Source organism: Amycolatopsis camponoti (genome assembly GCF_902497555.1).
Lineage (GTDB): Bacteria > Actinomycetota > Actinomycetes > Mycobacteriales > Pseudonocardiaceae > Amycolatopsis > Amycolatopsis camponoti.
The window spans coordinates 229,092-255,137 of record NZ_CABVGP010000004.1; the positions used below are offsets into that span (position 1 = coordinate 229,092).

Below are 26,046 nucleotides of genomic sequence, written 5' to 3' on the forward strand. Positions count from 1 at the left end.
CGTGCGTCGAAGACTGGGAGCGCTCTCACGATCAGGATACGCGGTGGGGGTCGCTTCCGGAATCCCGCGGTGACGACCGGCGGTGCCGTGGCCTACCTTGGCGGAGGGAGCCGATCACCGGGCCGGCCGTGGAGAAGGGCAGAGAGTGGACAGTCCGTCATCGGTTCCCGCCTGGGTGCGCGCCGAACCCGCGCGGCTCCTCGGCTTCGCCGCCGACGCGGCCCACCCCGCCGGCGGCTTCGCCTGGCTCGACGACGCCGGGCGGCCGGTCCTCGACCGGCCCGTCGAAACCTGGATCACCTGCCGGATGACGCACGTCTTCGCGCTGGCCCAGCTCCAGGGCGCGGCGACCGCGGCGCAGGTCGCGCACGGCGTCGAAGCGCTGACCGGCGTCCTGCGCGACCCGGACCACGACGGCTGGTACGCGACGACAACGTTGTCAGAAAAGCGCGCCTACGAGCACGCCTTCGTCGTCCTGGCCGCGTCGAGCGCGGTCGCCGCCGGCGCCGAGGGCGCGGAACCGCTGCTCGCCGAAGCACTGGAAGTGGTCGAACGCCGCTTCTGGGAGCCGGGCGCGGGCCGCGTCGCCGACGTCTGGGACCGCGGCTGGACGCACCTGGAGGACTACCGCGGGGCCAACGCCAACATGCACACGGTCGAGGCGTTCCTGGCCGCGGCCGACGTCACCGGCGACCGGGTCTGGGCGACCCGCGCGCTGTCCATTGTGGACCACCTGGTGCACGGCGAAGCCCGCGCGCACGGCTGGCTGCTCCCGGAGCACTACGACGCGGGCTGGCACGTCGAGCTGGAGCACAACCGGGCCGAGCCCGCCCATCCCTTCCGGCCGTTCGGCGCCACCATCGGCCACCTCTTCGAGTGGGCGCGGCTGGCCGTGCACCTCAAGCGCGCGCTCGGGGCGGACGCGCCGGAGTGGCTGGTCCCGGACGCCGAGGCGCTGTTCGCGACGGCCGTCCGCCACGGCTGGGCCGTCGACGGCCGCCCGGGATTCGTCTACACCACCGACTTCGCCGGGACGCCGGTCGTGCGCACCCGCCTGCACTGGGTCGTGGCCGAGGCGATCGCCGCCGCGTGGACGCTCCACCAGGAGACCGGCGAAGCGGCCTACCTCGACCGGTTCCGCGAGTGGTGCGACCACGCCGAAGCCTGTTTCGTCGACCGCGAACTCGGTTCCTGGCACCACGAGCTGGACCCGGAGAACCGCCCCGCGGCGGCGGTCTGGGCGGGGAAACCGGACATCTACCACGCCTACCAGGCGACCCTCCTGCCCGCGTTGCCGGCCGCCGCGTCGTTCGCCGGCGCGTTGATCACCCACGGCTAGACTGCGCGCGAAACCCCACGCCGACGAGGAGAACCATGTCGCCTTACGCCGCCGCCGAAGACCGGTACGCGGGCATGCCGTACCGGCGGGCCGGGCGCAGCGGGCTGAAGCTGCCCGCGGTGTCGCTGGGCCTCTGGCACAACTTCGGGGACGACAAGCCCCTCGACGTCCAGCGCGCGGTGCTGCGCCGGGCGTTCGACCTCGGCGTGACGCACTTCGACCTGGCCAACAACTACGGCCCGCCGCCCGGCGCGGCGGAGGCGAACTTCGGCAGGCACTACGCCGCCGACTTCCGCCCGTACCGCGACGAGATCCTGGTGTCGTCCAAGGCCGGCTACCTGATGTGGGACGGCCCGTACGGCGAGTGGGGCTCGCGCAAGAGCGTCCTGGCCAGCCTGGACCAGAGCCTGGCCCGCACCGGCCTGGACCACTTCGACGTCTTCTACTCCCACCGCCCGGACCCGGAGACGCCGATCGAGGAGACCATGGGTGCCCTCGACACCGCGGTCCGGTCCGGGAAGGCGCTGTACGCGGGCATCTCCAACTACTCGCCGGAGCAGACCACGGCCGCGCTGGCCGCGTTGAAGGAGCTCGGCACGCCGCTGCTGATCCACCAGCCGTCCTACTCGATCCTGAACCGCTGGGTGGAGGACGGCCTGCTGGACACCCTGGACGAGCACGGCGTCGGCTCGATCGCGTACTCGCCGCTGAGCCAGGGCCTGCTGACCGACCGCTACCTCGACGGCGTCCCCGCCGACTCGCGGGCGGCCGGCGCCAGCCCGTTCCTCACGACGGACCGCCTCACCGAGGAGACCCTCGCGACGATCCGCGCGCTGAACGACGTCGCGAAGCGGCGCGGGCAGACGCTGGCCCAGCTGGCCATCGCCTGGGTGCTGCGCCGGGGCCGCGTGACCTCCGCGCTGATCGGGGCCAGCAGCGTCGCCCAGCTCGAGAACACCGTCGCGGCGACCGCGAACCTGGAGTTCTCCGACGACGAGCTGGCCGAGATCGACCAGATCGTCTCCGCCTAGCAGCCGATCCTGGTGCTGCCCACGGCCACGTCGTCGAACCAGAGCGTGTCGGCGTCGGAGCCGTAGCTCTCCCAGCCGAGCCGCAGGTCGGTCACCGCCGGGTGCCAGGTCCGGGCGAGCCACTGCTGGTCGACGTCGGGGGTGGGCACGCCGTCGACGACGAGCCCGGGCACCTCGGCCGACCCCAGCCACGTCCGCAGCTGCCCGGCGGCGCCGTCGATCTCGAACTCGAAGCAGGACCAGGTGCCGGTCGGCAGCGAGACGCTCTGGGCGACGCCGGCCGGGCTCTGCGCGGGCAGCGTCGCGTCGTCGGACTCGCGGTTCCACTGCAGGGCCCGGTTCTGCCCGCCCGCGCGCAGGTCCCGGCCGCCGTCCGCGGTGTCGCGCAGCGCCAGGAAGGTGACGTGCCCGGCCGGCAGCGGGGTCGTGTGGCGGACCCAGAACCGGCCGTACAGCACACCGGAGCCGGGCACGCTCGTCCCGAAGAACGCGTGGTTGCAGTAGTTGCCCCCGCCGGCCACCTTCACCGAGCGGGTGCCCGCGTGCGCGACCGCGGTGTCGACGGTGACCGTGCCGGTGCCCTGGCAGTTCGCCGCGCCGACGGTCCACCGGCCGGCCGGGACGCTGCCCGTCTGCTGTTCGAAGTCGTCGCAGAACGTCGCGGCCCCGCACCCGGCGGGCGGTGGCGCGGACGTGGTGGTCGTCGGCGTCGTAGGGGTCGTCGGTGTCGTCGTCGCCGGGGGAGCGGTGTCCCCGCACGCGACGCCGTTGAGCGCGAAGTCCGCGGGCTCGGCGTTGGTTCCGCTGAAGGTGCCCTGCAGGCCGAACGAGACGGTGCCGCCGGCGGGCAGCGCGGCGTTGTAGGGCAGGCTCTCCGCGGTGACCGCGGCACCGGACTGGCGGACGGTCGCGTTCCAGGCCGACGTCACGGACTGGTTCCCGGAGTAGTGCCAGGTGAGCGCCCACGAAGTGAGCGCGGTGGCGCCGTTCGTCACGGTGATCTCGGCGGTGAACCCGGTCTGCCACTGGTTGACGCGGTAGCCGACCTCGCACGCCGGTGTGGCGGCGGCCGGTCCGGCCGCGACGACCGCGGTGGTGCCGGCGGCCGCGAGGCAGAGTCCGGCGAGGGCGGCGGCGAACCTGTGCATCGGGGCCTCCCGGGGACGCGGACAGGGGCGCCGCGGCTCGCGCCACGGCGCCCCTGGGTGGTGGCCGCGTTCTGATGAGGCGACCTGGCATGGGAGCGCTTCCAGCCGCCGGAAAGGTAACCCCGGTGTGTCGTCGTTGTAAAGCGCGACCCGGACGCGAGCCGACCCGGTGGTCCGTTTTCCGGTGCGTCGGTCGTGGTCGAGGGCAACTGAACGCTCCTGAACGGCCGAAGCCGTTGGGAGGCAGGGCATCCCGTGGTCGCGCTGTGCCACCGGCCGGTGGGCCCCGACGCCGCCGTTGGAGTGGATTCCGGGAATTCCTGCCCAAGATCACGGCGGGGTTTACAGCGCCTCGGGCAGCCGGGTGCTGTCCAGCGCTGCTGGGAGCGCTCTCATGACTGTTCAGGATCAAGGGAGTGATCGATGCGTTCCGGACCAGCACTGCTCGGCGCCGTCAGCGCGCTCGCCGTCGTCGGCGCGACGACGGCGTTCACGCTCGGCACACCATCACCCGCTTCGGCGGCGACGGCCTGCGAGGTCGGCTACACGGTGAACGACTGGGGAAGCGGTTTCACCGCCAACCTCAGCCTGAAGAACCTCGGAACGGCGCCGCTGTCCGGATGGCGGATCAGCTACGCCTACACCGGGAACCAGCAGCTCCAGCAGGGCTGGAACGGCACGTGGACGCAGTCCGGCAAGACCGTCACGCTCACCCCGGCGACCTGGAACGGCACGATCGCCCCGAACGCGTCGGTCACCGCCGGCGCCAACTTCGGCTACAGCGGGGCCAACGCGGCACCGACGTCGTTCAGCGTGAACGGCGAACCGCGCGGCGGCACCCAGCCGCCGACCACCACACCGACCACCACCCCGACCACACCGTCCACGCCGCCGCCGAGCGGTGCGCCCCAGCTGCACGTCTCGGGCAACCGGCTGGCCGACGCCGCGGGCACCCCGGTGACCCTGCGCGGGGTGAACCGCTCGGGTGGCGAGTTCGCCTGCGTGCAGGGCAACGGCCTCTTCGACGGCCCGATGGACGCGGCGTCGGTCGCCGCGATCAAGAGCTGGCACGCGAACGTCGTGCGCGTGCCCTTCAACGAGGACTGCTGGCTGGGACTGTCCGACGTGGACCCGCGGTACGCCGGCGCCACCTACCGCGCGGCGATCAAGTCCTATGTGGACCTGCTGCACGAGAACGGCCTGGTCGCGATCCTCGACCTGCACTGGACGCACGGCGTCTACACGGGAAACTCCTCCGCGTGCAGCGACGTCAACGCCACCTGCCAGAAGCCGATGACCGACACCGAGCACTCGGTGGACCTGTGGACCTCGGTCGCGACCACGTTCAAGGGCGACAACGCGACGATCCTCGACCTGTTCAACGAGCCCTACCTCGACCGCGCGGTGTCCGGCTCGGCCCAGGCGTGGACGTGCTGGCGTGACGGCGGCTCCGCGTGCTCCGGCATCGGCTACCCGGTGGCGGGCATGCAGACGCTGGTGAACGCCGTGCGCGCGACCGGCGCCACCAACGTGATCATGCTCGGCGGTCTCGCCTACTCCAACGACCTCACCGGCTGGCTGCAGTACAAGCCGAACGACCCGGCCGGCAACCTGGCCGCGTCCTGGCACTCGTACAACTTCAACACCTGCAGCTCGTCGTCCTGCTGGGACAGCCAGCTCGCGCCGGTCGCCGCCGCGGTGCCGCTGGTGGCCGGGGAGATCGGCGAGAACGACTGCGCGAGCGGCTACGTCACCGGCCTGATGGACTGGCTCGACCGGCACCAGGCGTCCTACCTCGGCTGGACCTGGAACACCTGGAACTGCGGCACCGGCCCGGCCCTGATCTCGGCCTACGACGGCACGCCGACGGCGTTCGGCGCGGGCATCCGCGCCCACTTCCTCGCGGCCGGCTGACGGGACCGGGCGTGGGGGCGGGGCGGCGGATCCTTCCGCCGCCCCGTTCCCGTTCCCCGTCAGGACGTGGTGCAGGCCTTCCCGTTGAGGCTGATCGCGGCCGGCTTCGTATTGGTGCCGCCGGACGTCCCGGTGAAGCCGAACTCCGCGCTGCCGCCCGCGGGGATCGTCTTGTTCCACCCCGCGTCGACCGCCGACACCGCCACGCCGGCCTGCGTCACCTGCGCGTTCCAAGCCTGCGACACGCGCTGGCCGTCGGCGAACGACCAGGTGACCGTCCAGCCGTCCACCGGCGCGGCTCCGGTGTTCCCGACCTTCACCCCCGCCTGGAAACCGCCCTGCCACTGGTTCGTGACGGTGTAGGCCGCCGTGCACGACGAAGACGGCACCGGAGTGGTCGTAGTAGTGGTGGGCGGGGAAGAAGTCGTCGTCGTCGTGGGCGGCGGCTGGTCACCGGAAGACTCCCCGACGATCACACCCCGCCCGTTCGTCCCCACGTACACCCGCCCGAACACCCGCGGATCCCCGCTCAGCGCCGCCCCGATGTTGCCGTACTGGTGCTGATCGTCATTGACCCGCGTCCACGACACCCCCGCGTCATCCGACCGGAAGATCCCACGCACCCCACCGATCTTCGCGATGGTGTATAACGCCGAATACGTCCGGCCTGGAGCGGCCTTGCCGAACCCGATGTTGTCGGCCTCGGCGACCCCGCTCAGCTTCGTGAAAGACGCTCCGGAATCGGTCGAGTGCCAGAGGCCGTACGTCGTGCCGGAGCCGCCGGCCAGCCAGACGTCACCGGTCTTGCCCGGCATCGCCTTGAAGTGCACCGAAGCGCTGGGCAGCCCGGTCGCCGCGGTCGCGGTGAACGTCGCGCCGCCGTCGGTGCTGAGGTAGAACCGGCCGGCCGCGAACCCGTAGAACCGCTTGGGGTCCACGCGGTCGGCCTCGACCACCGCGCCCGCCGGGATGCCGGCCGACGCCGTCCACGACGAGCCGAAGCCCACCGAGTAGCTGACCGCGCTGCCGTCCGGGCTCCACACGAACCGGCTGCCGTCGGCGGCCGCGGCCACCGTCCCGCCGCTCGCGCCGCCGCCCGGTTCGGCGCCCTGGAACCAGTTCTTGCCGCCGTCGGTGGAGAAGGCGATCCGGTTGTCGTTCGGCCGGGCGCTCCGGTCGAGCGTGCCGGTGCGGACGATCGTCGCCGGGTCCAGCTCGGCGTAGTCCAGGCTGGTCGTCGTCGTGAAAACCGGCGAGGTGAACATGGTGGCCGGGACGGCGTCGAGGCTGTCGTGCCGGAACCCGCCGATGTCGCCGAGGCCGGAGATCAGCGGCGCGCCCGCGGGCGGGCTGATCAGGTCCAGGACCGCGGTCTCCTCGAGGCCGCCGACGTCGGGCTTGATCGTGATCTTCCCGCCGCTGTCCCACTTCGTCAGGTCGGAGGTGCCGTAGACGGTCGCGCCGGTGCCGTAGAGCAGGTGGTTCGAGTCGAACGGGTCGATCTCCACGGACTCGGTCATCCAGCCGAGCTTGGGCGAGGGCACCGGGGGAACGGCCTGGACGCCGAAGGTCAGCCACGGCACGGAGGAGATGTCCTGCGTGTAGCGCAGCGACCGGTCGGGGTAGCTCGTGAAGTCCCAGATCCGGGTCCAGGTGGTGCCACCGTCGGTGCTGCGGAAGAAGATGACGTCCGGCCACCACGACACCTGCGTCGCGACCATCAGCGTGTTCGGGTGCTGCCGGTCGATCGTCAGGCCGCTGTAGCCGAAATAGTCGTCGGTGCTGTCGGAGGCGATCGGGCTGATCCGCGTCCAGGCGCCGGTCTTCGTGGCGTACTTCCAGACGTCGCCCTTCGCGCCGTCGTACGGGCCGCCGGTGTCGCTGGTCGCGAGGTAGAGGTAGCCGCCGGTCGCGTCGAGGACGCCCTTGTGGGCCAGGAACCCGGTCGGCTGGCCCGCCAGCCGCGCCCACGTGGTGCCGCCGTCGGTGCTGCGGTAGACGGTGTTCGCCTTGTCCGCCACGCCGACGTAGATGGTCTGCGTGGTGCTGCCGCGGGTGCCGGTCGACGGGTCGAACGTCACCCACGTGACGCCTTCGTTGTCGCTGGAGTAGCCCGACGGGTCGCCCGGGTCGGGCGCGTAGTTGCCCGGGTTGGGGAAGGCGGTCACCTTCGCCCACGTGACGCCGGAGTCCGTGCTGCGCCAGAGCCCGTTGCCGCTCGGGGCGCCGAGGTAGAGGACGCTGTCGCGGTTCGGGTCGATCGCGAGCCGTTCGCCCATGCCGCGGCCGGGCATGTTGCCGCCGAGCTTGAACGGCAGCGCCGCGGCCTGCCAGGTGGCGCCGCGGTCGGCCGAGCGCAGGACCGCGCCGGTGTTCGGGTCCCAGCTGTTGGTGTACATGCCGGCCGCGGCGTAGACCCGGTTCGGGTCGACGGGGTCGGTGGCCAGGCTGACCACGCCGTTGTGGCCCCAGTCGGTCCAGCCGACCGAGTCCAGCAGCGGGATCCAGCGCCCGGTGGCGGCGTTGCGGCGGTACGCGCCGCCGATGTCGGTGCGGGCGTAGGCCAGGCCGGGCTCGGCCTGGTTGAAGACGATGCCGGGGACGAACCCGCCGCCGCCGATCTCCGCGTTGCGCCACGTGTACGGCGCGGGGGCGGCGGGGGACGCCGGCGCCGTGGCGACGGTGACCGCGATGGCGGCCGGCACGACGAAGGCGAGCGTGCCCGCCAGCAGTCGTCTCGGTGATCGGGAACGCGTGCTGCGCACGTCTGCCTCCACAGGTTGTCTCGACAATTCTGGGAGCGCTTCCAGGGCGACCGTAAACCAGGGATCATGCCTGGTCAAACGCTTCGACGATTTCACCGGAGTGGTCTGTCCACAGTGGATTGAATGCCTCAGGGGAAAGGGGGACGTTGTGCGCCAATCGGTGTCACATATGTGAACGTCGATCACGTTTCTGAATCGTTACCAACGACTGTCTTGCCCGGCTTTTTCCGGCGTGTGAGTGTGGTGGCCGCTGGCTGGACTGGACCTACGAAAGAGGCGACCCGGCAATGACGCAGACGGCCCCGGCGCGGCACATCAGCCGAACCACCTTGTACTTCTTCGGCGCGCTCGGCGGCATCTTGTTCGGCTACGACCTCGGCGTGATTTCCGGGGTGCTCCCGTTCATCGGGAAAGCCTGGTCGCTGACCGCCTGGGACAAGGGCGTGATCACCGCCAGCCTGTCGGTCGGTGCCATCGTGGGCGCGCTGTTCTCCAGCCGCATCAACGAAGCGCTCGGCAGGCGGCGCACCATCATGGTCGCCGCGGCGATCGTCATCGTGGGCACGCTGGCGGCGAGCTTCTCGCCGACGTTCGCGCTGCTCGTGATTTCGCGGCTGGTGATCGGCCTCGGCATCGGCCTTTCGTCGTCGACCGTGCCGACGTACTTGTCCGAACTGGCGCCCGCCCGGTTGCGGGGCGCGATGGGCGCGCTGAACCAGATCTTCATCGTGCTCGGCATCCTGATCGCGTTCCTGACCAGCTACTGGCTCGGGCCGATCTCCGCGTGGCGCTGGATGTTCGCCGGCGCGATCGTGCCCGCCGTGATCCTGCTCATCGGGCTGGCGTTCCTGCCGGAGACGCCGCGCTGGCTGCTCAAGAACGGTCAGGAGGAGGAAGCCCGGCGGGTCCTGGCGAGCGCGCACGGCAACACCGTGAACCTCGACGACGAGATCGCGACCATCCGCGAGGTCATCCAGATGGACACCGAGGCCAAGCCCCGGTTCCGTGACCTGTTCTCGGGCTTCGTCCGGCCGATGATGATCGTCGCCATCCTGCTCGCGGTGGGCCAGCAGTTCAGTGGCGTCAACGCGATCAACGCGTACTTCCCGACGATGCTGATCGGCCTCGGGTTCGCCACGCAGGCCGCGCTGCTGTCCGGCGTGCTGCTGGGTGTCACGAAGTTCCTGTTCACCGCGTGGGTCGTGTTCGTGGTGGACCGCTGGGGCCGCAAGCCGCTGCTGCTCATCGGCAACGTGATCATGGTGATCACGCTGGTGGCGGCCGGGCTCGTCGTGCTGAACGTCCACGACACCAGCACCCGCGGCATCCTGATGCTGGTCATGATGGTGCTGTACCTGGTCGGGTACGAGCTCGGCTGGGGCGCGGTCGTCTGGGTGATGATGGCCGAGGTGTTCCCGCTGAAGTACCGCGCGGCCGGCATGGGCGTCAGCAGCGTCGTCCTCTGGGCGGCGACCGGCATCGTGAGCGCGGTGTTCCCGCTCATCTCCGCCGCGGGCTCGCTCGGCATCGGCGGTTCGATGTTCCTGTTCGCCGGCATCAACGTGGTCCTCTTCGTGCTCACGAAGTGGCTCGTGCCGGAGACGAAGGGGCGCTCGCTGGAGCAGATCGAGCTCGACCTCCGGGCGCGGCAGGGGGTCGCGGCCAAGAGCTGACCCCGGGGGGTCGCCGCGGCGGGGCACGACGGTGACGTCGTCCCCGCCGCTTTGTTCCCTAAATCGCTTGCCCCGGCGGCGGGGCACCGCTGCACTGTGTCCGGGCACGACGAGCCCGGGCACGACGACGCCGGGAGGCCGCAGCACCGATGGAGATCCGCCTCACGACCCCGCAGGATCGCGACGTCTTCGTCGACACGCTCTTCGCCGCGTTCGGGCGCTTCCCGGAACCCCCGGGCGAGGGCGGCCGGGTCTGGTCGGCGCTGGAAATGGACCGCGCCCTGTTCGCCGTGACGCCGGACGGCCGGCGGGTCGGCACCGCGGCCGCGTACTCCTTCGAGCTGACCCTGCCCGGCGCGGTCCCCGCGCCGGCCGCCGGCGTGACCGCCGTCGGCGTGTTGCCGTCGCACCGGCGGCAGGGCGTGCTCACCGCGATGATGCGGCGCCACCTCGCCGACGTGCGGGCGCGCGGGGAGTTCCTCTCCGTGCTGCTGTGCAGCGAGGCCGTGATCTACCGCAGGTTCGGCTACGGGCCGGCGACCACCACGCACCGGCTGACGGTGCCGCGTCATCAGGCCGCCTTCGCCGTCCCGCGGGCCGAGGCCGCCCCGGTGCCCGGCTCGATCGAGGTGCTGCGGCGGGCCGAATGCGGCGGGATCCTGGAGGACGTCTACGACCGCTACCGCCGGGTCCGCCCGGGTGCGCTGTCGCGGCCGCACCACTGGTGGGAGCGCGGTGCGGGGCGGCCGCCGGTCGCCCCGGCGCCGCGGTACGTCGCCGTCCACCGCGATGCCGGCGGCGTCCCGGACGGCTACGCCACGTACCTGCTCGAAGGCACCGGCACCTTGACAGTCGACGAGACGATCGCGAGCGACGACGCGGTCGCCACGGCCCTGGCCCGGTTCCTGCTCGGCCACGACCTGGCCACGGAGGTGGTCTTCCGGCAGTGCCCGCCCGAGCACCCGCTGCGGTGGCAGCTCGCCGACGTCCGCGCCGCGCGGGCGAGCGACGAGACGGACTGGCTCTGGGTACGGCTGCTCGACGTCCCGCGGGCGCTGACCACGCGCGGCTGGGCGGCCGACGGCGAGCTCGTCCTGGACGTCGACGACCCGTTCCTCGGCGAGCGGGCGCGTCATCTGCTGACCGTGCGGGGCGGCGAGGCCGAGTGCGTCCCGACGGACCGGGAGCCCGACCTGTCCCTGGACGTGAGCGACCTGGGTTCGGTGTACCTCGGCGGGACGGCTCCGAGCACGCTGGTGCGGGCCGGGCACGTCCGGGCGCACCACCCGGCCGCGGCGGCCGCCGCCGACGCGCTCTTCCGCGCCGAGCGGCCGCCCCACTGCCTGCACTGGTTCTGAGCGGGATCCTCAGACGGCGGGGGAGACCGCCAGGCCGAGCTTGCCGGCCAGCCGGCCGATCCAGGCCTCGACCTCGTCCGGCTCGCGGTCCGGCAACCCGAAGATCGTCTCGGTGACCCCGAGGGAATCCAGGTGCGCCAGGCGATCCCGGTCGGGCCGTTCCCCGAGCGCGCAGATCCGCGGCGCCCCCGAGCGGCCCTCGGCGAGCCAGATCTCCTTCAGCAGAGCCACGTGCCCGTCGAGGTCGGAGTCGGCCGGGGTCGTGATCCAGCCGTCCGCGTGGCGGGCGATCCAGCGGAACGTCTTCTCCGTCGGGCCCGCGCCGAGCAGCACCGGGATGTGCGCCTGGATCGGCTTGGGCCACGCCCAGCTCGGGCCGAACGAGACGAACTCCCCGTCGTAGGAGGCTTCTTCGGAGGTCCACAGCGCGCTCATCGCTTCGAGGTACTCGCGCAGCGCGGTGCGGCGGCGGTTGCCCGGGACGCCGTGGTCGGTCAGCTCGTCGACGTTCCAGCCGAAGCCCGCCCCGAGCGTCACGCGGCCGCCGGAGAGGTGGTCGAGGCTCGCGATGGTCTTGGCGAGCGTGATCGGGTCGCTCTCCACCGGCAGGGCCACCGCTGTGGACAGCCGGATCCGCGTCGTCACCGCGGCCGCCGTCGCCAGCGCCACCCACGGGTCGAGCGTGCGGCTGTAGCGGTCGTCGGGCAGCGACGCGTCGCCCGTGCGCGGGTGCGGTGACTCGCGCTTGACCGGGATGTGGGTGTGCTCGGGCACGTAGAAGGTGGCGAACCCGGCGGCCTCCGCGGCGCGCGCCGCGGAAGCCGGGGTGATGCCTCGGTCGCTGGTGAACAGCACGATTCCGTAGTCCACGCGAGGAGCGTATTAGAACGTGTTTCAGTTTTCAAGGTCGGCCGCGAGTGCGAAAAGTGGCAACGTGGACGCGGAGAGTAACGTCGCGGCGCGATCGAACGATGATCGAGGCGACCCCGGTTGCGCAGGCGGGGAGCAGCGGCCCGGCCCGGGACGCGTCAAGGTGGGCCCGAGGCGACACGAGGCGGAGGCAGGGTGGACCTGGTAATCCATTGTGGACTCACGGTGTCCCAGTCAGTGGACGCACCGGCGGGGCGGGTTGGCGTGCGAATGCCCGTTTCCAGTACCGTGGACCACAGGTCGAGAGGCGCTGCAACGGACCGCCGGGTCCGCCACGCTCGACCGGGATCCACCGAACAAGGGCGCCTCCCGGATGAGGGAGGCTGCCGGTGAACCCGATCACCCCGCGAGAAACCCCCAGCGAGTCCGAGGCCACCGCGCGCCTGCGCGAGCTGCTCGGACAGCGGGTGGCGGTGCTCGACGGCGCGTGGGGAACCATGCTGCAGGGGGCCGGGCTGACCCCGGCCGACTACCGCGGCGACCGCTTCGGCGACCACACGCACGACGTCACCGGCGACCCCGACCTGCTGAACCTGACCCGCCCGGACGTCATCCTCGACGTCCACCGCCAGTACCTCGCGGCCGGCGCGGACATCACCACGACGAACACCTTCACCGCCACCAGCATCGGCCAGGCCGACTACGGGCTGCAGGACCACGTCCACGAGATGAACGTCCGCGGCGCGCAGCTCGCCCGCCAGGCCGCCGACGAGCTGGGCGGCAAGTTCGTCGCCGGGTCGATCGGCCCGCTGAACGTCACCCTCAGCCTCTCGCCCAAGGTCGACGACCCGGCGTACCGCGCCGTGACGTTCGAGCAGGTCAAGTCCGCGTACGCGGAGCAGATCCGCGGGCTCGCCGAAGGCGGCGTCGACCTGCTCATGATCGAGACGATCTTCGACACGCTCAACTGCAAGGCGGCCATCGCCGCGGCCCGCGACGTCGCGCCCCACCTGCCGTTGTGGATCTCGGTCACCATCGTCGACCTGAGCGGGCGGACGCTCTCGGGCCAGACCGTCGAGGCGTTCTGGAGCTCGATCGAGCACGCGAAGCCGCTGGTCGTCGGGGTCAACTGCTCGCTGGGCGCCGAGGAGATGCGCCCGCACGTCGAGGAGCTGTCGCGGATCGCGGGCACCTACGTCGCCTGTCACCCGAACGCCGGACTGCCGAACGCGTTCGGCGGCTACGACCAGACGCCGGACGAGACCGCCGGGCTGATCGGCGGGTTCGCCCGCGAAGGCCTGGTCAACCTGGTCGGCGGCTGCTGCGGCACCAGCCCGGCGCACATCGCGAAGATCGCCGCCGCGGCCAAGGGCGTCAAGCCCCGCGAGGTGCCCGAGCCGCGCACGCACACCCGCTTCAGCGGGCTCGAGCCGTTCGGCATCGGCGCCGACACCGGGTTCGTGATGATCGGCGAGCGCACCAACGTCACCGGCTCCAAGCGTTTCCGCCGGCTCATCGAGTCCGGCGATCACCAAGGCGCCGTCGACGTCGCGCTGGAGCAGGTCCGCGGCGGGGCCAACCTGCTCGACGTCAACATGGACGCCGACCTGCTCGAGTCCGAGGAGGCGATGACGACGTTCCTCAACCTCATCGCCACCGAGCCCGAGGTGGCCCGGATCCCGGTGATGGTCGACAGCTCCAAGTGGACCGTGCTCGAAGCCGGCCTGCGCTGCCTGCAGGGCAAGGGCGTCGTCAACTCGATCAGCCTCAAGGAGGGCGAGGAGCCGTTCCTCGCCCAGGCCCGCATCATCCGCAACTACGGCGCCGGCGTCGTCGTGATGGCCTTCGACGAGCAGGGCCAGGCCGACACCGCCGACCGCAAGGTGGAGATCTGCGGCCGCGCCTACGACCTGCTGACGCAGCAGGCGGGGTTCGCGGGCGAGGACATCATCTTCGACCCGAACGTCCTCGCCGTGGCCACCGGCATCTCCGAGCACAACGGCTACGCGAAGGCGTTCCTCGAAGCGCTGCCGCGGATCAAGGAGCGCTGTCCCGGCGCCCGGACCAGCGGCGGCATCTCGAACCTCTCGTTCTCCTTCCGCGGCAACGACGTCGTGCGCGAGGCCATGCACTCGGCGTTCCTCTTCCACGCCGTGCAGGTCGGCCTCGACATGGGCATCGTCAACGCCGGCCAGCTCGCGGTCTACCAGGACATCCCGGCCGATCTCCTCGAGCTGGTCGAGGACGTGCTCTTCGACCGCCGTGAAGACGCCACCGACCGGCTGGTCAGCTTCGCCGAGAACGTCAAGGGCAGCGGCACCAAGCGCGTCGTCGACCTCTCCTGGCGCGAAGGCACGGTCGGCGAACGGCTGTCGCACGCGCTGGTGCACGGCATCGTCGACTACATCGTCGAGGACACCGAAGAGGCGCGGCAGCAGCTGGCCCGGCCCCTCGAGGTGATCGAGGGCCCGCTGATGGACGGCATGAAGATCGTCGGCGACCTGTTCGGCTCCGGCAAGATGTTCCTGCCGCAGGTGGTCAAGAGCGCCCGCGTGATGAAGCGGTCCGTCGCCTACCTCGAACCCTTCATGGAGGAGGAGAAGGAGAAGGCGCGCCAGGAAGGCCGGCTGGAGTCGTCGGGCGGCCAGGGCAAGATCGTGCTCGCCACGGTGAAGGGCGACGTCCACGACATCGGCAAGAACATCGTCGGGGTCGTGCTCGGCTGCAACAACTACGAGGTGATCGACCTCGGGGTGATGGTGCCGGCCGCCAAGATCCTCGACACGGCGGTCACCGAGGGCGCCGACGCCGTCGGGCTGTCCGGGCTGATCACGCCGTCGCTGGACGAGATGGTGGCGGTCGCGACCGAGATGCAGCGGCGCGGGCTGAAGCTGCCGCTGCTGATCGGCGGCGCCACGACGTCCCGCCAGCACACCGCGGTCAAGATCGCGCCCGCCTACGACAACGCGACAGTGCACGTCCTCGACGCGTCACGGGTCGTCGGCGTGGTGTCCGACCTGCTCGACCCGGACCGCTCGATCGCGCTCGCCGAGAAGAACCGCGCCGACCAGGAAGTGCTGCGCGAGCAGCACGCGAACAAGCAGCGCCGCCCGATGCTGACCCTCGAGCAGGCCAGGGCGAACCCGGAGAAGGTGTCGTTCGACGGCCTGCCGACCCCGGCGTTCACCGGCCGCCGCGTCGTCGAGCCGAGCATCACCGAGCTGCGCGAGATGGTCGACTGGCAGTTCCTGTTCCTCGCCTGGGAGCTCAAGGGCAAGTACCCGGCCATCCTGGACGAGCCCGTCGCCCGTGAGCTGTTCGACGACGCGAACACGCTGCTCGACGAGATCATCGCGAACGGCAGCTTCCGCGCGAAGGGCGCGTACGCGTTCTGGCCGGCGCACAGCGAGGGTGACGACATCCTGCTCGACGGCGACTTCGCGCACGTCGGGTTCCCGATGCTGCGGCAGCAGACGTCGAAGCCGCTGGACCGCGCGAACCGCTGCCTGGCGGACTACATCGCGCCGGTGGGCGACCACCTCGGCGGCTTCGCGGTCGCCATCCACGGCGCCGACGACCTCGCCGCGAAGTACGAGGCCGAGCAGGACGACTACCGCGCGATCATGGTCAAGGCCCTGGCCGACCGGCTGGCCGAGGCGTTCGCGGAGTACATCCACCTCAAGGCGCGCCGCGACTGGTTCGAGCCCGACGCCGAACCGCTGCTGGAGGACCTGCACGCGGAGCGGTTCCGCGGCATCCGCCCGGCGCTCGGCTACCCGGCCAGCCCCGACCACAGCCAGAAGCGGGAGCTGTTCGAGCTGCTGGAGTCGGACGAGCTGGGGATGGCGCTGACCGAGTCGTTCGCGATGACGCCGGCGGCCGCCGTGTCCGGGCTGATCTTCGCGCACCCGGACTCGAAGTACTTCACCGTCGGCCGGCTCGGCCGCGACCAGATCGAGGACTACGCGCGGCGCAAGGGCGTCGAGATCGCCGAAGTCGAGCAGTGGCTGCGGCCGAACCTGGCCTACGAGCCCGAGGCGTAGTCCTTCAGCTCGATGTCCGTGGCGAAGTTGTCGGTCGCCTTGAGCATCAGGCGGAGCAGGAAGCGGGACTTGAACGTCCAGTCCCGCAGCTTGATCCGCAGCCGGGACGGCGGCGCGAGGAACGGGCCCGCGCTGCCGCGCTGCGAGACCTTGGCGTAGCCGCGCATCTGCTCCTCGTAGCGGGCGAAGGCGGCGCGGTGGTCGCCGTCGGCTTCGAGGAGTTCGCCGGCGAGCACGTACGCGCCGACGATCGCCAGGCCGGTGCCGAAACCGCCGAGGGTGTTGCCGTAGGCCGCGTCGCCGAGCAGGACGACGCGGCCGCGGGAGTAGCGGCCGATCGTCACGCGGGCGAGCGAGTCGAGGTAGAACTCCCGGGCCCGCGGGAGCTTCTCGATCAGCTCGGGCACCCGCCAGCCCGCGTCGCGGTAGGCCGCGGCCACCAGTTTCCGCTGGACTTCGGTGTCGGTGCGGTCGTACTCCAGCTCAGGTGAAGCGAAGACGAAGAACGCCGACGCCTTCGGCCCGCCGACCGCGGCCATCCGGCCCGGCTCGTTGTACATCACGGCATCGCCGTCGGCGACCTGCTCGCCCAGCTCGGCCAGGGCGTAGTAGTGGCCGAGGAAGCGGACGTGGTCGCGCTCCGGGCCGAAGGCCAGCCGCCGGACGTTCGAGTGGATGCCGTCGGCGCCGACGACGAGGTCGAACCGGCGCGGGGTGGCGTGGGCGAAGGTGACGTCGACGCCGTCCGCCGTCTCGGTCAGCGCCGTGATGGTGTCGCCGAAGAGGTACTCGCAGTGCGCGGCGGTGCGCTCGTACAGGAGGCCGGCCAGGTCGCCGCGGCGGATCTCGATGTCGCCGCCGGTGAACTCGCCGGGGATCACGGCCTGGGGCCGTCCCTCGGCGTCGATGATCGTCTGGTCGGTGCCGCCGGTCCGGCGGGCCAGGACGTCGTCGAGGATGCCCATGCGCTCCAGGACGGTCCGGTGGGTGGCGCCCTTGAAGTCGACGGCCTGGCCGCCCGGGCGCACCGACGGGGCGCGTTCGACGACGGTGACGGAACAGCCGTGGCGGGTCAGCCAGAGGGCGAGGGCGGGGCCGGCGATGCTGGCGCCGGAAATCAGGACGCTGAGATTTTTCACGTCACGGAGCTTCGCCGCGGGGGCTGACCGGTCCCTGGCGAAGCGCTGACGGCGGCCGTCAGCGACTGTCGCGAATGGACCGCACGCGGACCGTGACGGCGGAAAATTCCCGGCCGTGACCGGGACTTTCCCGCCGGTTTTCGCACGTTGACCCCGGCCGGTCGCGCGGGCACCATTTCCCGGGGGGAGAGGGGGCGGCGATGCTGGACAGCGGAACGCGACCGGCGGCCACCACACTCGGCGAGCTGCTGCGCAACGGGGAGCGCGCCCTCGAGGCCGACGGCGACCTGCGCGCCGGCCGGGAGTGGTTCGACCGGGCGTACCGGGCCGCGGAGGCCGACTGCGACGGGGCCGGGATGGCGCGCGCCGCGTTGGGCATGGGCGGGCTGTGGGTGCACGAACACCGGAGCGCGCCCGCGGCGGCGTTGCTGCAGGCGCGGCTGCGCAGTGCGTGGACCGCGGTCGACCCGGGGTCGTCGCTGGCCCTGCGGCTCAAGGCCCGGCTCGCGGGCGAGGCCGACTACGTGGCCGGGGAGAGCAACGAGATCCTCGCCGTGCTCGAGGAAGCCAAGCGAGCGGGCGACCCGGTCGCCTGGGCCGAGGCCGCGAGCCTGGCCCACCACTGCCTGCTCGGCCCCGACCACGGTGGCCAGCGCCGTGCGCTCGCCCACGAGCTGATCACCGAGGGCTTCCGCACCGGGCGGCGCAGCGACCTGCTGATGGGCCTGCTCTGGCGCACGGTCGACCTCTTCCTCGACGGCGACCCGCACGCGCAGCGCGGGCTCGCCGACCTGCGCGGCCAGCTGGCCGGCCGCGACCACCTCGCGGTCGGGTTCGTGCTCGACGCGATCGACGTCATGCTCAGCATCCGCGCCGGCCGGTTCGACGAGGCCGAAGCGCGCGCGGCCGCCTGTGCGCTGCGAGGCGAGCAGGCCGGCGACGCCGACGCGATCGGCTGGTACACCGCGCAGCTCGGCGCCATCCGGTGGTTCCAGGGCCGCGTGGCCGAGCTGCTGCCGGTGCTGCGGGAGACGGTGCACTCGCCGACGCTCAGCGCGGTGGACAACGCGTTCGTCGCCGGGCTGGCCGTCTCCGCCGCTTCGGCCGGAGACGAGCGCGAGGCGGCCGGGGCGCTGGCCCGGCTGAGCGGGCAGGATCTGGCGCTGCTGCCGCGGTCGAGCAGCTGGCTCGTGTCGATGTACGGGATCGTCGAGTCGGCTTACCTGCTCTCGGACGTCGAATCGGCGCGCGCCGCCTACGCGCTGCTCACGCCCTTCGCGCGGCTGCCGATGATGGGCAGCCTCGCCGTCGCCTGCTTCGGCTCGGTGCAGCACGCGCTGGGCGTGGCGATGCTGACCGCGGGTGAAACCGAACGCGCCGCGGAGCACTTCCGGGCGGCCGTGCGCGACAACCTCGCGCTGGCCCACTGGCCGGCCGTGGTGCTGTCCCGCGCCCGGCTCGCGCAGGCGCTGGGGCCCGGCTCGGCCGAAGCGGGGCGGGAGCTGGCCGCGGCGACGCGTGAAGCCGAGCCGCTCGGGATGGTGCTGCCCGTCTTCGCCGCCCGCGTCGCGGACCGCCGGGTCACGTGCCGGCGCCAGGGCAGCCACTGGCTCTTCGGCCTGGACGGGCGGTCCGTGCTGGTCGAGCACAGCGTCGGCATGGGCTACCTGGCGACGCTGCTGGACAACCCGGGGCACGAGTTGACCGCGGTCGAGCTGGCGCACGGGGTGGTCGCCGAGGTGACGTCCGCGCAGCCGACGCTCGACCGGACGGCGACCGCGCACTACCGGCGCTGGCTCGCGAACCTCGAGGCCGAGCTCGACGAGCACGAGGCCAACCACGACGCGGGCCGGGCGGAGAAGGTGCGCACCGAGCGCGACTGGCTGCTCGGCGAGCTGTCGGCCGCCGCCGGGCTCGCGGGCCGGGTCCGCGAGTTCGCGGGCGCGGAGGAGAAGGCGCGGATCGCGGTGGGCAAGGCGATCCGCCGCGCGCTGACCCGGATCGCGGCAGCGGACGCGGTGATCGGCGACGTCCTGCGCGACGGCGTCCACACCGGCACCCGCTGCTCCTACCACCCCACCTGACCCGTCGTGAGTGAGAAACAGTGTTCTAACCCTGTTTCCCACTCACGACCGGCTTACTCGACCGCGCCGTTCTGGGTCAGCAGGTTTTGGTACCAGGCGTCGTACGGGTGGTTGGACGCCGGGTAGCTCGCCAGTGGCGTCGTCGCGTCGCCCGCCGAGTCGAAGTCCCAGCCGCGGACCAGCTTGCCCGACTGGCGGGCCGAGGTGATGAACGCCGACTCCGTCGCGGTCGCGCCGTAGAACAACGCGCCCTCCTGCAGCTCCGCGCTGTCGCCCTTCTGGAACTCGTCGAACGCGACCTGCCGGTAGCGGATCCGGTCACCGGTGACGCTCGCGGTGTCCGCGCGCAGGGTGTTCGACGGCGTCGGGCCGTCCGCGCCGGTCCACACCTTCACGCGCCGGGTGCCGTTGGTGGCGGTGTCCTTGGCGAACCGCGCGTCGGACGTCTTGGCGTTGCCGGTCCACGCGACCGTCGTGGCCGACAGCGTGCCGGTCCACGTCCAGTTCTGGCTGCTGCTCTGGCTCTGGTGGATCTCCCGCAGGTGCGTCGCGTCGGTGAAGGCGACCGTCGGCTGGACGCCGTTGTCGTACTGGTGGCTGGCCTGCCAGGTGATCTCGCCGTCCGTGCCGAGCTTGCCGACGTGGTACCAGAGCGTGCTCGCGCCCTGCGACTGGTGGACCTCGACGAGGTCGCCGTTGTCGTTGAGCGCGACGGCCGGGGTCTGGCCGCTGTCGTACTTCCCGTGCCGCAGCCAGGTGACGCGGCCGTCGGCGCCGTAGGTCCCGGTCCAGTACCAGAGCGCGCCACCGCCGGAGTCGTGCACCTCGACGACCTGGCCACGGCCGTTGAGCGCGACGGCCGGGTGGTACCCGACGTCCCGCTTGTACTCGCTGCGGCTGCCGCCGTCGCCCGAGAGCAGCGGCAGCACGCGCCCGCGCAGCGCGTCCACGGTCGGCGAGCCGGCCGGGTAGTCCTGGGCGCGCAGCAGCCGGCTGCCGAAGACCGACTCCAGCTCCTGGTTGACCGCGACGAGGTTGCCCTCCGCGAAGTTCGCGTTGTCGGTCAGGTTGTCCTTGAGGTCGAGCATGACGACGATCGGCGCGGCCGTCGGGTGCGCCGCCGACCACGTGTTCACGGTGGCCAGCCAGTCCCGCAGGTTGTTCGACGCCGGGTTGCCGCCGCTGTGGTCGACGGCGTTGCCGGGCGAGTCGTGCCCGACGCCGTAGTCGTGGTTCGTGGCGTAGCCGTTGTCGTGGATGTCGTACTCGATGAACCGGACGCCGTGGTCGAGCTGGTAGGCGATCGAGTTCTTCGCGCCGTCGACGCTGCCCGAATAGCTGTTGTGCGTCGCGCGGAAGACCGACGAGGTGAACGGCGGGCTCGCGGCTTCGGCTGTTCCGCCGGTCAGCAGCGCGGCGGTGGTCAGAGCGGTGACGGCCAGAGCGGGCAGTCGGGTCATCCTCGGGTCCTCACGTCGGGAGCGGGGCGGTCCCCATCCTGGCCCGCGCGGTGGAACCGCGGGTGGAACGTCGTGGAACGCGAGTGGAACGCCTAGAAGGCGACAGAGGGACGTTCGAGGGAGGAAACGCCATGACCCAGACCGGTGGACCCCAATACCCCGACCCGACGCGGCCGGTGCCGCCGCAGGCCGGGATGCCGCAGGCCGGAATGCCCGGGCCGCCCCAGCCGCCCGCCGCGCCGAAGAAGTCGAAGCGGCGGCAGAAGATCGTGCTCACCGTGTTCCTGATCGTCGTCGCCGGGATCCTCGCGCTCGTCTGGGTGGCCACCCGGTCCAACGGCGAGAACGCCCAGGTCGGCAACTGTGTCACCGAAAGCGGCGAGAACTACGTGAAGATCGTCGACTGCGGCACGCCCGAGGCGACGCTCAAGGTCGTCGCGCGCGTCGAGGACAAGACCCAGATCGAAGCGCAGATCAGCGCGTGCACGCCGTACCCGGACGCCGACTCGGTGTTCTGGGAGGGCAAGGAAGGCGAGACCGGCGTCGTGCTCTGCCTGGCGAAGACCGGCAAGTAGCCCGATGGCGGGCGGGAAGTTCTCGTTCACCGGCTCCGGCGAGGTCCGCGTCTCCAGCGGCGGGCGCACGCTCGCCGCGGCGGGCGACGTGATCGTGATCGGTGACCGGGTCTTCCGGCTGGCCGAAGTGGACCGGGTCGCCTACCACGCGGCGGCCCGGCCGCACCAGGCCAGCTACGCGCTGGGCCTCGCCCGCGGCCCGGTGCGGAGCCGGTTCGTGTTCGACGCCTTCCGCCGCGGCAGCGAGCTCGAAGACGCGCGTGAGACGTGGCGGCGGCTGGTCGAGCTGGTCGAATCGGCGGCCTGCCCGCGGATCGCGCGGGCCGCGGTCGACGCGATCGCGGCGGGCGCCACCGCCCGGTTCGGCGGGGGTGGGCACCCGCGGATCGACGCGGACGCCGAGGGACTGCGCCGGCGGCGGTGGTTCGCGCCGAAGGTGCCGTGGGCCGGCGTGCTCGGCACCGACCTGCGCGCGGGTCAGGTGCGCGTGTGGACGGGCGGTCCGGAGCCGGAGCTGGTCGCCGCGATGGCCGGCTGGAACGCGGTGGTCCTGCCGCGCGTCATAGGAATGATGGTGGCCCAGGAAAAAGAATCACCGGAAAGTCGATGATAACGGTATTCCGGCAATGGCCGGTAAATGCTCACGGAAAGGGAGATCGACTGTCCGTTGTGTCGCATTCGCCCGACCGTTCATCGATTTATGCCAAATCGCCGCGCGGATTCGGTACTTGGCCGGGCTCCGCGTGTTCATTATCCGAGGAACGGTTGTGCGCGGGCACCGGAAAAGCCCGTGAGGGGTTGGGGAGGCAGTGGGTGTGGCGAACGACTGGCCGCTGGTCGGCCGCGAACAGGAGCTGGCGTTCGCGCGCCGTGCGCTGGCCGATCCGGAGGTCTGCGGCCTGCTGCTGACCGGGCGCGCCGGGGCCGGGAAGACCCGGCTGGCGAAGACCCTGCTGGCCGAGCTGGCCGGCGACGGGGCACGCACGCACTGGGTGCGCGCGATGTCTTCGGCGTCGACCATCCCGTTCGGCGCGTTCGCCCACCTGCTGCCCGGCAGCGCGGACGGCTCGGGGGACCGCGCGCACCGGCTCAACCAGGTCGCCGGTCACCTCACGCGCGGTGCGGAGGGGCGCCGGCTGATCCTGTGCGTCGACGACGCGCACCTGCTCGACGACCTGTCCGCCACGCTGGTGCACCAGCTGGCCGCGACCGCGTCGGCGTTCGTGCTCGTGATCGCGCCGCACGGCGTGAGCGTGCCGGACCCGGTCTTCGCGATGTGGAAGGACCGCGTCGCCGAGCGTCTGGACGTCGGCGAGCTGACCCGTCCGCAGACCACCGAGCTGATCACCGCGGCACTCGGCGGGCGGCTCGACGACGGCGCCGAGCACCGGCTGTGGGGCCTGACGCTGGGCAACCCGCTGTTCTTGCGGGAGCTCATCCAGGGTGGGCTCGACAGCGGCTCGTTGTCGGCCGAGGACGGCGTGTGGCGGTGGAGCGGCGCCCTGATGGCGACCCCGCGGCTGGTCGAGCTGATCGAAACCCGCACCGACCGGGTCGACGCCGACGAGCGGCGGCTGCTGGAACTGCTCGCCTTCGGGGAGCCGCTGGGCAGCGAGCCGCTGGTGCGCCTGGGTGCCGGGCGCGTCCTCGCCTCGATGGAGCAGGCCGGGCTGGTCGTTTCCGAACGGACCGGGCGGCGGCTGAACGTCCGCCTCGCGCACCCGCTCTACGCCGACGTGATCCGGCGCCGGACGTCGCCGCTGCGCCAGCGCGACACCTACCGGATCCTCGCGCAGACCCTGGATCTCACCGGCGCCCGGCGCGCCGAGGACAAGCCGCGGCTGGTGCGGTGGCGGCTGGCCGCCGGGCTCCAGACGGACCCGCAGCTGGTCCGGGCGGCGGCGGAGACGTTGCTGCGCAAGGACTTCCCGCAGGCCGAGCAGCTGGCCGCCGAAGCCGTCCGGATGGGCGGCGGCTTCGGCGCGAAGTTCCTGCTCGCCCAGGTCCGGGTGGCCGGCGGCCGGCACGCCGACGCCGACTCGCTGCTGGCCGAGCTGGCGGGTGAAACGGTGTCGGACGCGCAGCACGCCCGCGTCGCCGCGACCCGGGCCCGGAACCTGGCGTTCGGCCTCGACCGCTTCGAGGAGGCCGCCGGCGTCCTGGACACGGCCGAGACGGCGGTGTCCGGCGCTTCGGCCGCGGACGAGCTGGCGACGGCCCGGGCGGCCTTGCGGGCGGCGGCGGGTGCGTCACGCGAGGCGCTGGACCTGCTCGGGCCGGTGCTGGACCGCAACCGCCGCGGCGACGCGCTCCGGCTCGCGGCGCTGGTGGTCGCGGCCGGGGCACTGGCGTCGACCGGGCGGACGGAGGCGTGCCTCGGCGTCGTCGACGAGGGCCTGGAGATCGCGTCCCGGATTTCGGACGCTTTCGCGCCGGGGGCGCGGGTCCGGCTGGAGCACGCCCGGATCGTCGCGCTGTGCCGGGCCGGTCGCCTCGAGGAGGCCGAAGACCGGGCCGGGGACGACTACCGGGACGCGGTCCGCGACCGGTGGGGACCGGCGGTCGCGGGCGCGGCGGCGTCGCTCGGGACGGTCGCGCTCGCCTACGGCAACGTCCGCGGCGCGATCCGCTGGCTGCGGGAGGCCCTCGCCGCCGACGCGCACGACCAGCCGCACGAGTTCCGCCCCGCCGTCGCCGCGGCGCTGGTCCGGGCGACGGCGATGAGCGGCCGGGTGGCCGAGCCGCTCGGCGACTGGGACGGCGCGTGGGTGGCCGCGGCGCGGGGCGAACTGTCCCGGGCTCTGCAGCTGGGTGCCTCCGCTGCCTCGGCCGCCTCGGAAGACGGCAGGCTCGCGATCGCCGCCGAGATCCGCCACGACCTGGTCCGGTTCGGGGGCTCGCCCGGCGCGATCCCTTCCGCGGGCGGGATGGCAGAGCTGTACGCGGCGCACGCGTCGGCCGTTTCGGACGGTGCGGCGCTGGACGCGGTGGCGTCGTCGTTCGCCGACGCGGGTGCGCGGCTGCTGGCGGCGGAGGCTTCGGCCGAGGCGGCGCGGGTGTACCGCGTGGAGGGCAAGAACGGCAGCGCGGCGATGTCGGCCCAGCGCGCGCGGGCGTGGCTGGCGTCCTGTGAGGACGCTGCGACGCCGGCTCTTTCGTCGCTGGAGACACCGTTGGACCTGACGGTCCGGGAGCTGGAGATCGCCCGCTTGGTGGCGACGGGCTTGACGAGCCGCGCGGTAGCGGACCGGTTGGTGGTGTCGGTGCGCACGGTCGACAACGTGCTGCACGGGGTTTACGCGAAGCTGGGTATTTCCGGGCGCCGCGAGCTGGCTTCGGTGGTGGGCCCGCTGGTGTCGGGGAGTAGTCCCGGCGACGGCCCTTAGGTAGTCCGAGCGCTCGACGGCGGCAAAGCCGAGTAGGCCGCTACTCATGACCCGGGCGCCGATCGGCCCAAGACTGGATGACAACGGAGGGGCGAGGGCTTCACCGATCCGAATGTCAGGAGTGCACAAGATGACGACTTCATCCGGCAATCAGTTCAACGAGCAGGCTTCGGCCGGTGGCGGCGGGGACATCTTCCAGAACGAGCAGGGTTCGGGTGGTTCCGGGGGGAACCAGTTCAACGAGCAGGCCTCGACGGACGGTCGCGGTGGCGACATCTTCCAGAACCAGCAGGGTTCCGGCGGTCACGGTGGGAACCAGTTCAACGAGCAGGCCTCCTCGGGTGGTCGTGGGGACATCTTCCAGAACGAGCAGGGCTCGGGTGGCCACGGGGGCAATCAGTTCAACGAGCAGGCCTCCTCGGGTGGTCGTGGGGACATCTTCCAGAACGAGCAGGGCTCGGGTGGCCACGGGGGCAATCAGTTCAACGAGCAGGCCTCCTCGGGTGGTCGCGGCGACATCTTCCAGAACGAGCAAGGCTCCGGCCGCGGCGGCAACCAGTTCAACGAGCAGGCGTCCGCCGGCCACCACGGTGACGTGTTCCAGAACGAGCAGGGCTCGGGCGGGCACGGCGGCAACCAGTTCAACGAACAAGCCTCGACCGGCGGTCGCGGCGTGGGAGACATCTTCCAGAACGAGCAGGGCTCGGGCGGTCACGGTGGGAACCAGTTCAACGAGCAGGCTTCCACGGGCGGTCACGGGAGCATCTTCCAGAACGAGCAGGGCTCGGGCGGTCACGGTGGGAACCAGTTCAACGAGCAGGCTTCCACGGGCGGTCACGGGAGCATCTTCCAGAACGAGCAGGGCTCGGGCGGTCACGGTGGGAACCAGTTCAACGAGCAGGCTTCGACCGGTGGGCGTGGGGACATCTTCCAGAACGAGCAGGGCTCGGGCGGTCACGGTGGGAACCAGTTCAACGAGCAGGCTTCCACGGGCGGTCACGGGAGCATCTTCCAGAACGAGCAGGGTTCCGGCGGTCACGGTGGGAACCAGTTCAACGAGCAGGCTTCCACGGGCGGTCACGGCAACATCTTCCAGAACGAGCAGGGCTCGGCCGGTCACGGCGGAAACCAGTTCAACGAGCAGGCGTCCACCGAGCACCACGGCCACGAGAGCCACGAGCACGAGCACCACCACGCCGGCGGTCACCACCAGGACCACCACGACGAGCACCACCACCACGACGCCGACCACTACTGAGCC

General features: G+C 71.9%; 16 protein-coding genes and 1 riboswitch. Of the genes, 11 read left to right on the forward strand and 5 right to left on the reverse strand.

The window, feature by feature from the left end; all coding sequences use genetic code 11:
* The first annotated feature begins 145 nt into the window (after positions 1-145).
* Positions 146-1,339 (forward strand): AGE family epimerase/isomerase, encoded by a 1,194-nt coding sequence (locus tag AA23TX_RS48075; RefSeq protein WP_155549722.1) that lies wholly within the window; start codon positions 146-148, stop codon positions 1,337-1,339.
* Positions 1,340-1,374: 35 nt separating this feature from the next.
* Positions 1,375-2,370 carry an L-glyceraldehyde 3-phosphate reductase gene (gene mgrA, locus AA23TX_RS48080; protein WP_155549723.1) on the forward strand — a complete coding sequence of 332 codons (996 nt, stop codon included), beginning with the start codon at positions 1,375-1,377 and terminating at the stop codon, positions 2,368-2,370.
* Here mgrA and AA23TX_RS48085 read toward each other — a convergent pair.
* Entirely contained in the window at positions 2,367-3,518 is a 1,152-nt protein-coding gene (locus AA23TX_RS48085; protein WP_155549724.1) for a cellulose-binding domain-containing protein, read from the reverse strand. The genes mgrA and AA23TX_RS48085 overlap by 4 nt on opposite strands.
* Positions 3,519-3,941: 423 nt before the next feature.
* Here AA23TX_RS48085 and AA23TX_RS48090 point away from each other — a divergent pair, with 423 nt between their 5' ends.
* On the forward strand, positions 3,942-5,432 hold the full coding sequence (locus AA23TX_RS48090; protein ID WP_155549725.1) for a cellulase family glycosylhydrolase: 1,491 nt from the start codon (positions 3,942-3,944) through the stop codon (positions 5,430-5,432).
* Positions 5,433-5,491: 59 nt separating this feature from the next.
* On the opposite strand, the gene AA23TX_RS48095 is transcribed toward AA23TX_RS48090, so the two are convergent.
* Positions 5,492-8,197, reverse strand: coding sequence for a cellulose binding domain-containing protein (locus AA23TX_RS48095; RefSeq protein ID WP_196425955.1), 2,706 nt, complete (start codon positions 8,195-8,197; stop codon positions 5,492-5,494).
* Between the two features lie 287 nt (positions 8,198-8,484).
* On the opposite strand from AA23TX_RS48095, the gene AA23TX_RS48100 reads away from it, so the two are divergent.
* Entirely contained in the window at positions 8,485-9,870 is a 1,386-nt protein-coding gene (locus AA23TX_RS48100; RefSeq protein WP_196425956.1) for a sugar porter family MFS transporter, read from the forward strand.
* Between the two features lie 149 nt (positions 9,871-10,019).
* Positions 10,020-11,228 carry a GNAT family N-acetyltransferase gene (locus tag AA23TX_RS48105; RefSeq protein WP_155549727.1) on the forward strand — a complete coding sequence of 403 codons (1,209 nt, stop codon included), beginning with the start codon at positions 10,020-10,022 and terminating at the stop codon, positions 11,226-11,228.
* Between the two features lie 9 nt (positions 11,229-11,237).
* On the opposite strand, the gene AA23TX_RS48110 is transcribed toward AA23TX_RS48105, so the two are convergent.
* Positions 11,238-12,098 (reverse strand): TIGR03619 family F420-dependent LLM class oxidoreductase, encoded by an 861-nt coding sequence (locus AA23TX_RS48110; RefSeq protein ID WP_155549728.1) that lies wholly within the window; start codon positions 12,096-12,098, stop codon positions 11,238-11,240.
* Between the two features lie 296 nt (positions 12,099-12,394).
* Positions 12,395-12,473: riboswitch (S-adenosyl-L-homocysteine riboswitch) on the forward strand.
* Positions 12,474-12,487: 14 nt separating this feature from the next.
* Here AA23TX_RS48110 and metH point away from each other — a divergent pair.
* Positions 12,488-16,141, forward strand: coding sequence for a methionine synthase (metH, locus tag AA23TX_RS48115; protein ID WP_230863130.1), 3,654 nt, complete (start codon positions 12,488-12,490; stop codon positions 16,139-16,141).
* Here metH and AA23TX_RS48120 read toward each other — a convergent pair.
* A complete protein-coding gene (locus tag AA23TX_RS48120; protein ID WP_155549729.1) occupies positions 16,123-17,280 on the reverse strand; it encodes an FAD-dependent monooxygenase in 1,158 nt (385 codons plus the stop codon). The genes metH and AA23TX_RS48120 overlap by 19 nt on opposite strands.
* Before the next feature lie 200 nt (positions 17,281-17,480).
* On the opposite strand from AA23TX_RS48120, the gene AA23TX_RS48125 reads away from it, so the two are divergent.
* Complete coding sequence (locus AA23TX_RS48125) at positions 17,481-19,364, forward strand: hypothetical protein (protein ID WP_155549730.1); 1,884 nt, start codon at positions 17,481-17,483, stop codon at positions 19,362-19,364.
* Positions 19,365-19,417: 53 nt separating this feature from the next.
* Here AA23TX_RS48125 and AA23TX_RS48130 read toward each other — a convergent pair whose 3' ends face one another.
* Positions 19,418-20,824, reverse strand: a complete 1,407-nt coding sequence (locus AA23TX_RS48130; RefSeq protein ID WP_155549731.1) for a PI-PLC domain-containing protein — start codon at positions 20,822-20,824, stop codon at positions 19,418-19,420.
* Between the two features lie 131 nt (positions 20,825-20,955).
* Between AA23TX_RS48130 and AA23TX_RS48135 the strand changes: the two genes are divergently transcribed.
* The 4 genes from AA23TX_RS48135 (at position 20,956) to AA23TX_RS48150 (ending at position 26,043) form a co-directional block, all read left to right on the forward strand.
* Positions 20,956-21,399, forward strand: coding sequence for an LppU/SCO3897 family protein (locus AA23TX_RS48135; RefSeq protein ID WP_155549732.1), 444 nt, complete (start codon positions 20,956-20,958; stop codon positions 21,397-21,399).
* 4 nt (positions 21,400-21,403) lie between these two features.
* Positions 21,404-22,009 carry a hypothetical protein gene (locus tag AA23TX_RS48140; RefSeq protein ID WP_155549733.1) on the forward strand — a complete coding sequence of 202 codons (606 nt, stop codon included), beginning with the start codon at positions 21,404-21,406 and terminating at the stop codon, positions 22,007-22,009.
* Positions 22,010-22,214: 205 nt separating this feature from the next.
* A complete protein-coding gene (locus AA23TX_RS48145; RefSeq protein ID WP_230863131.1) occupies positions 22,215-24,785 on the forward strand; it encodes a helix-turn-helix transcriptional regulator in 2,571 nt (856 codons plus the stop codon).
* A 130-nt stretch (positions 24,786-24,915) separates the two neighbouring features.
* Positions 24,916-26,043, forward strand: a complete 1,128-nt coding sequence (locus tag AA23TX_RS48150; RefSeq protein WP_155549735.1) for a putative sodium/potassium/calcium exchanger — start codon at positions 24,916-24,918, stop codon at positions 26,041-26,043.
* The last annotated feature ends 3 nt before the right edge of the window (positions 26,044-26,046 follow it).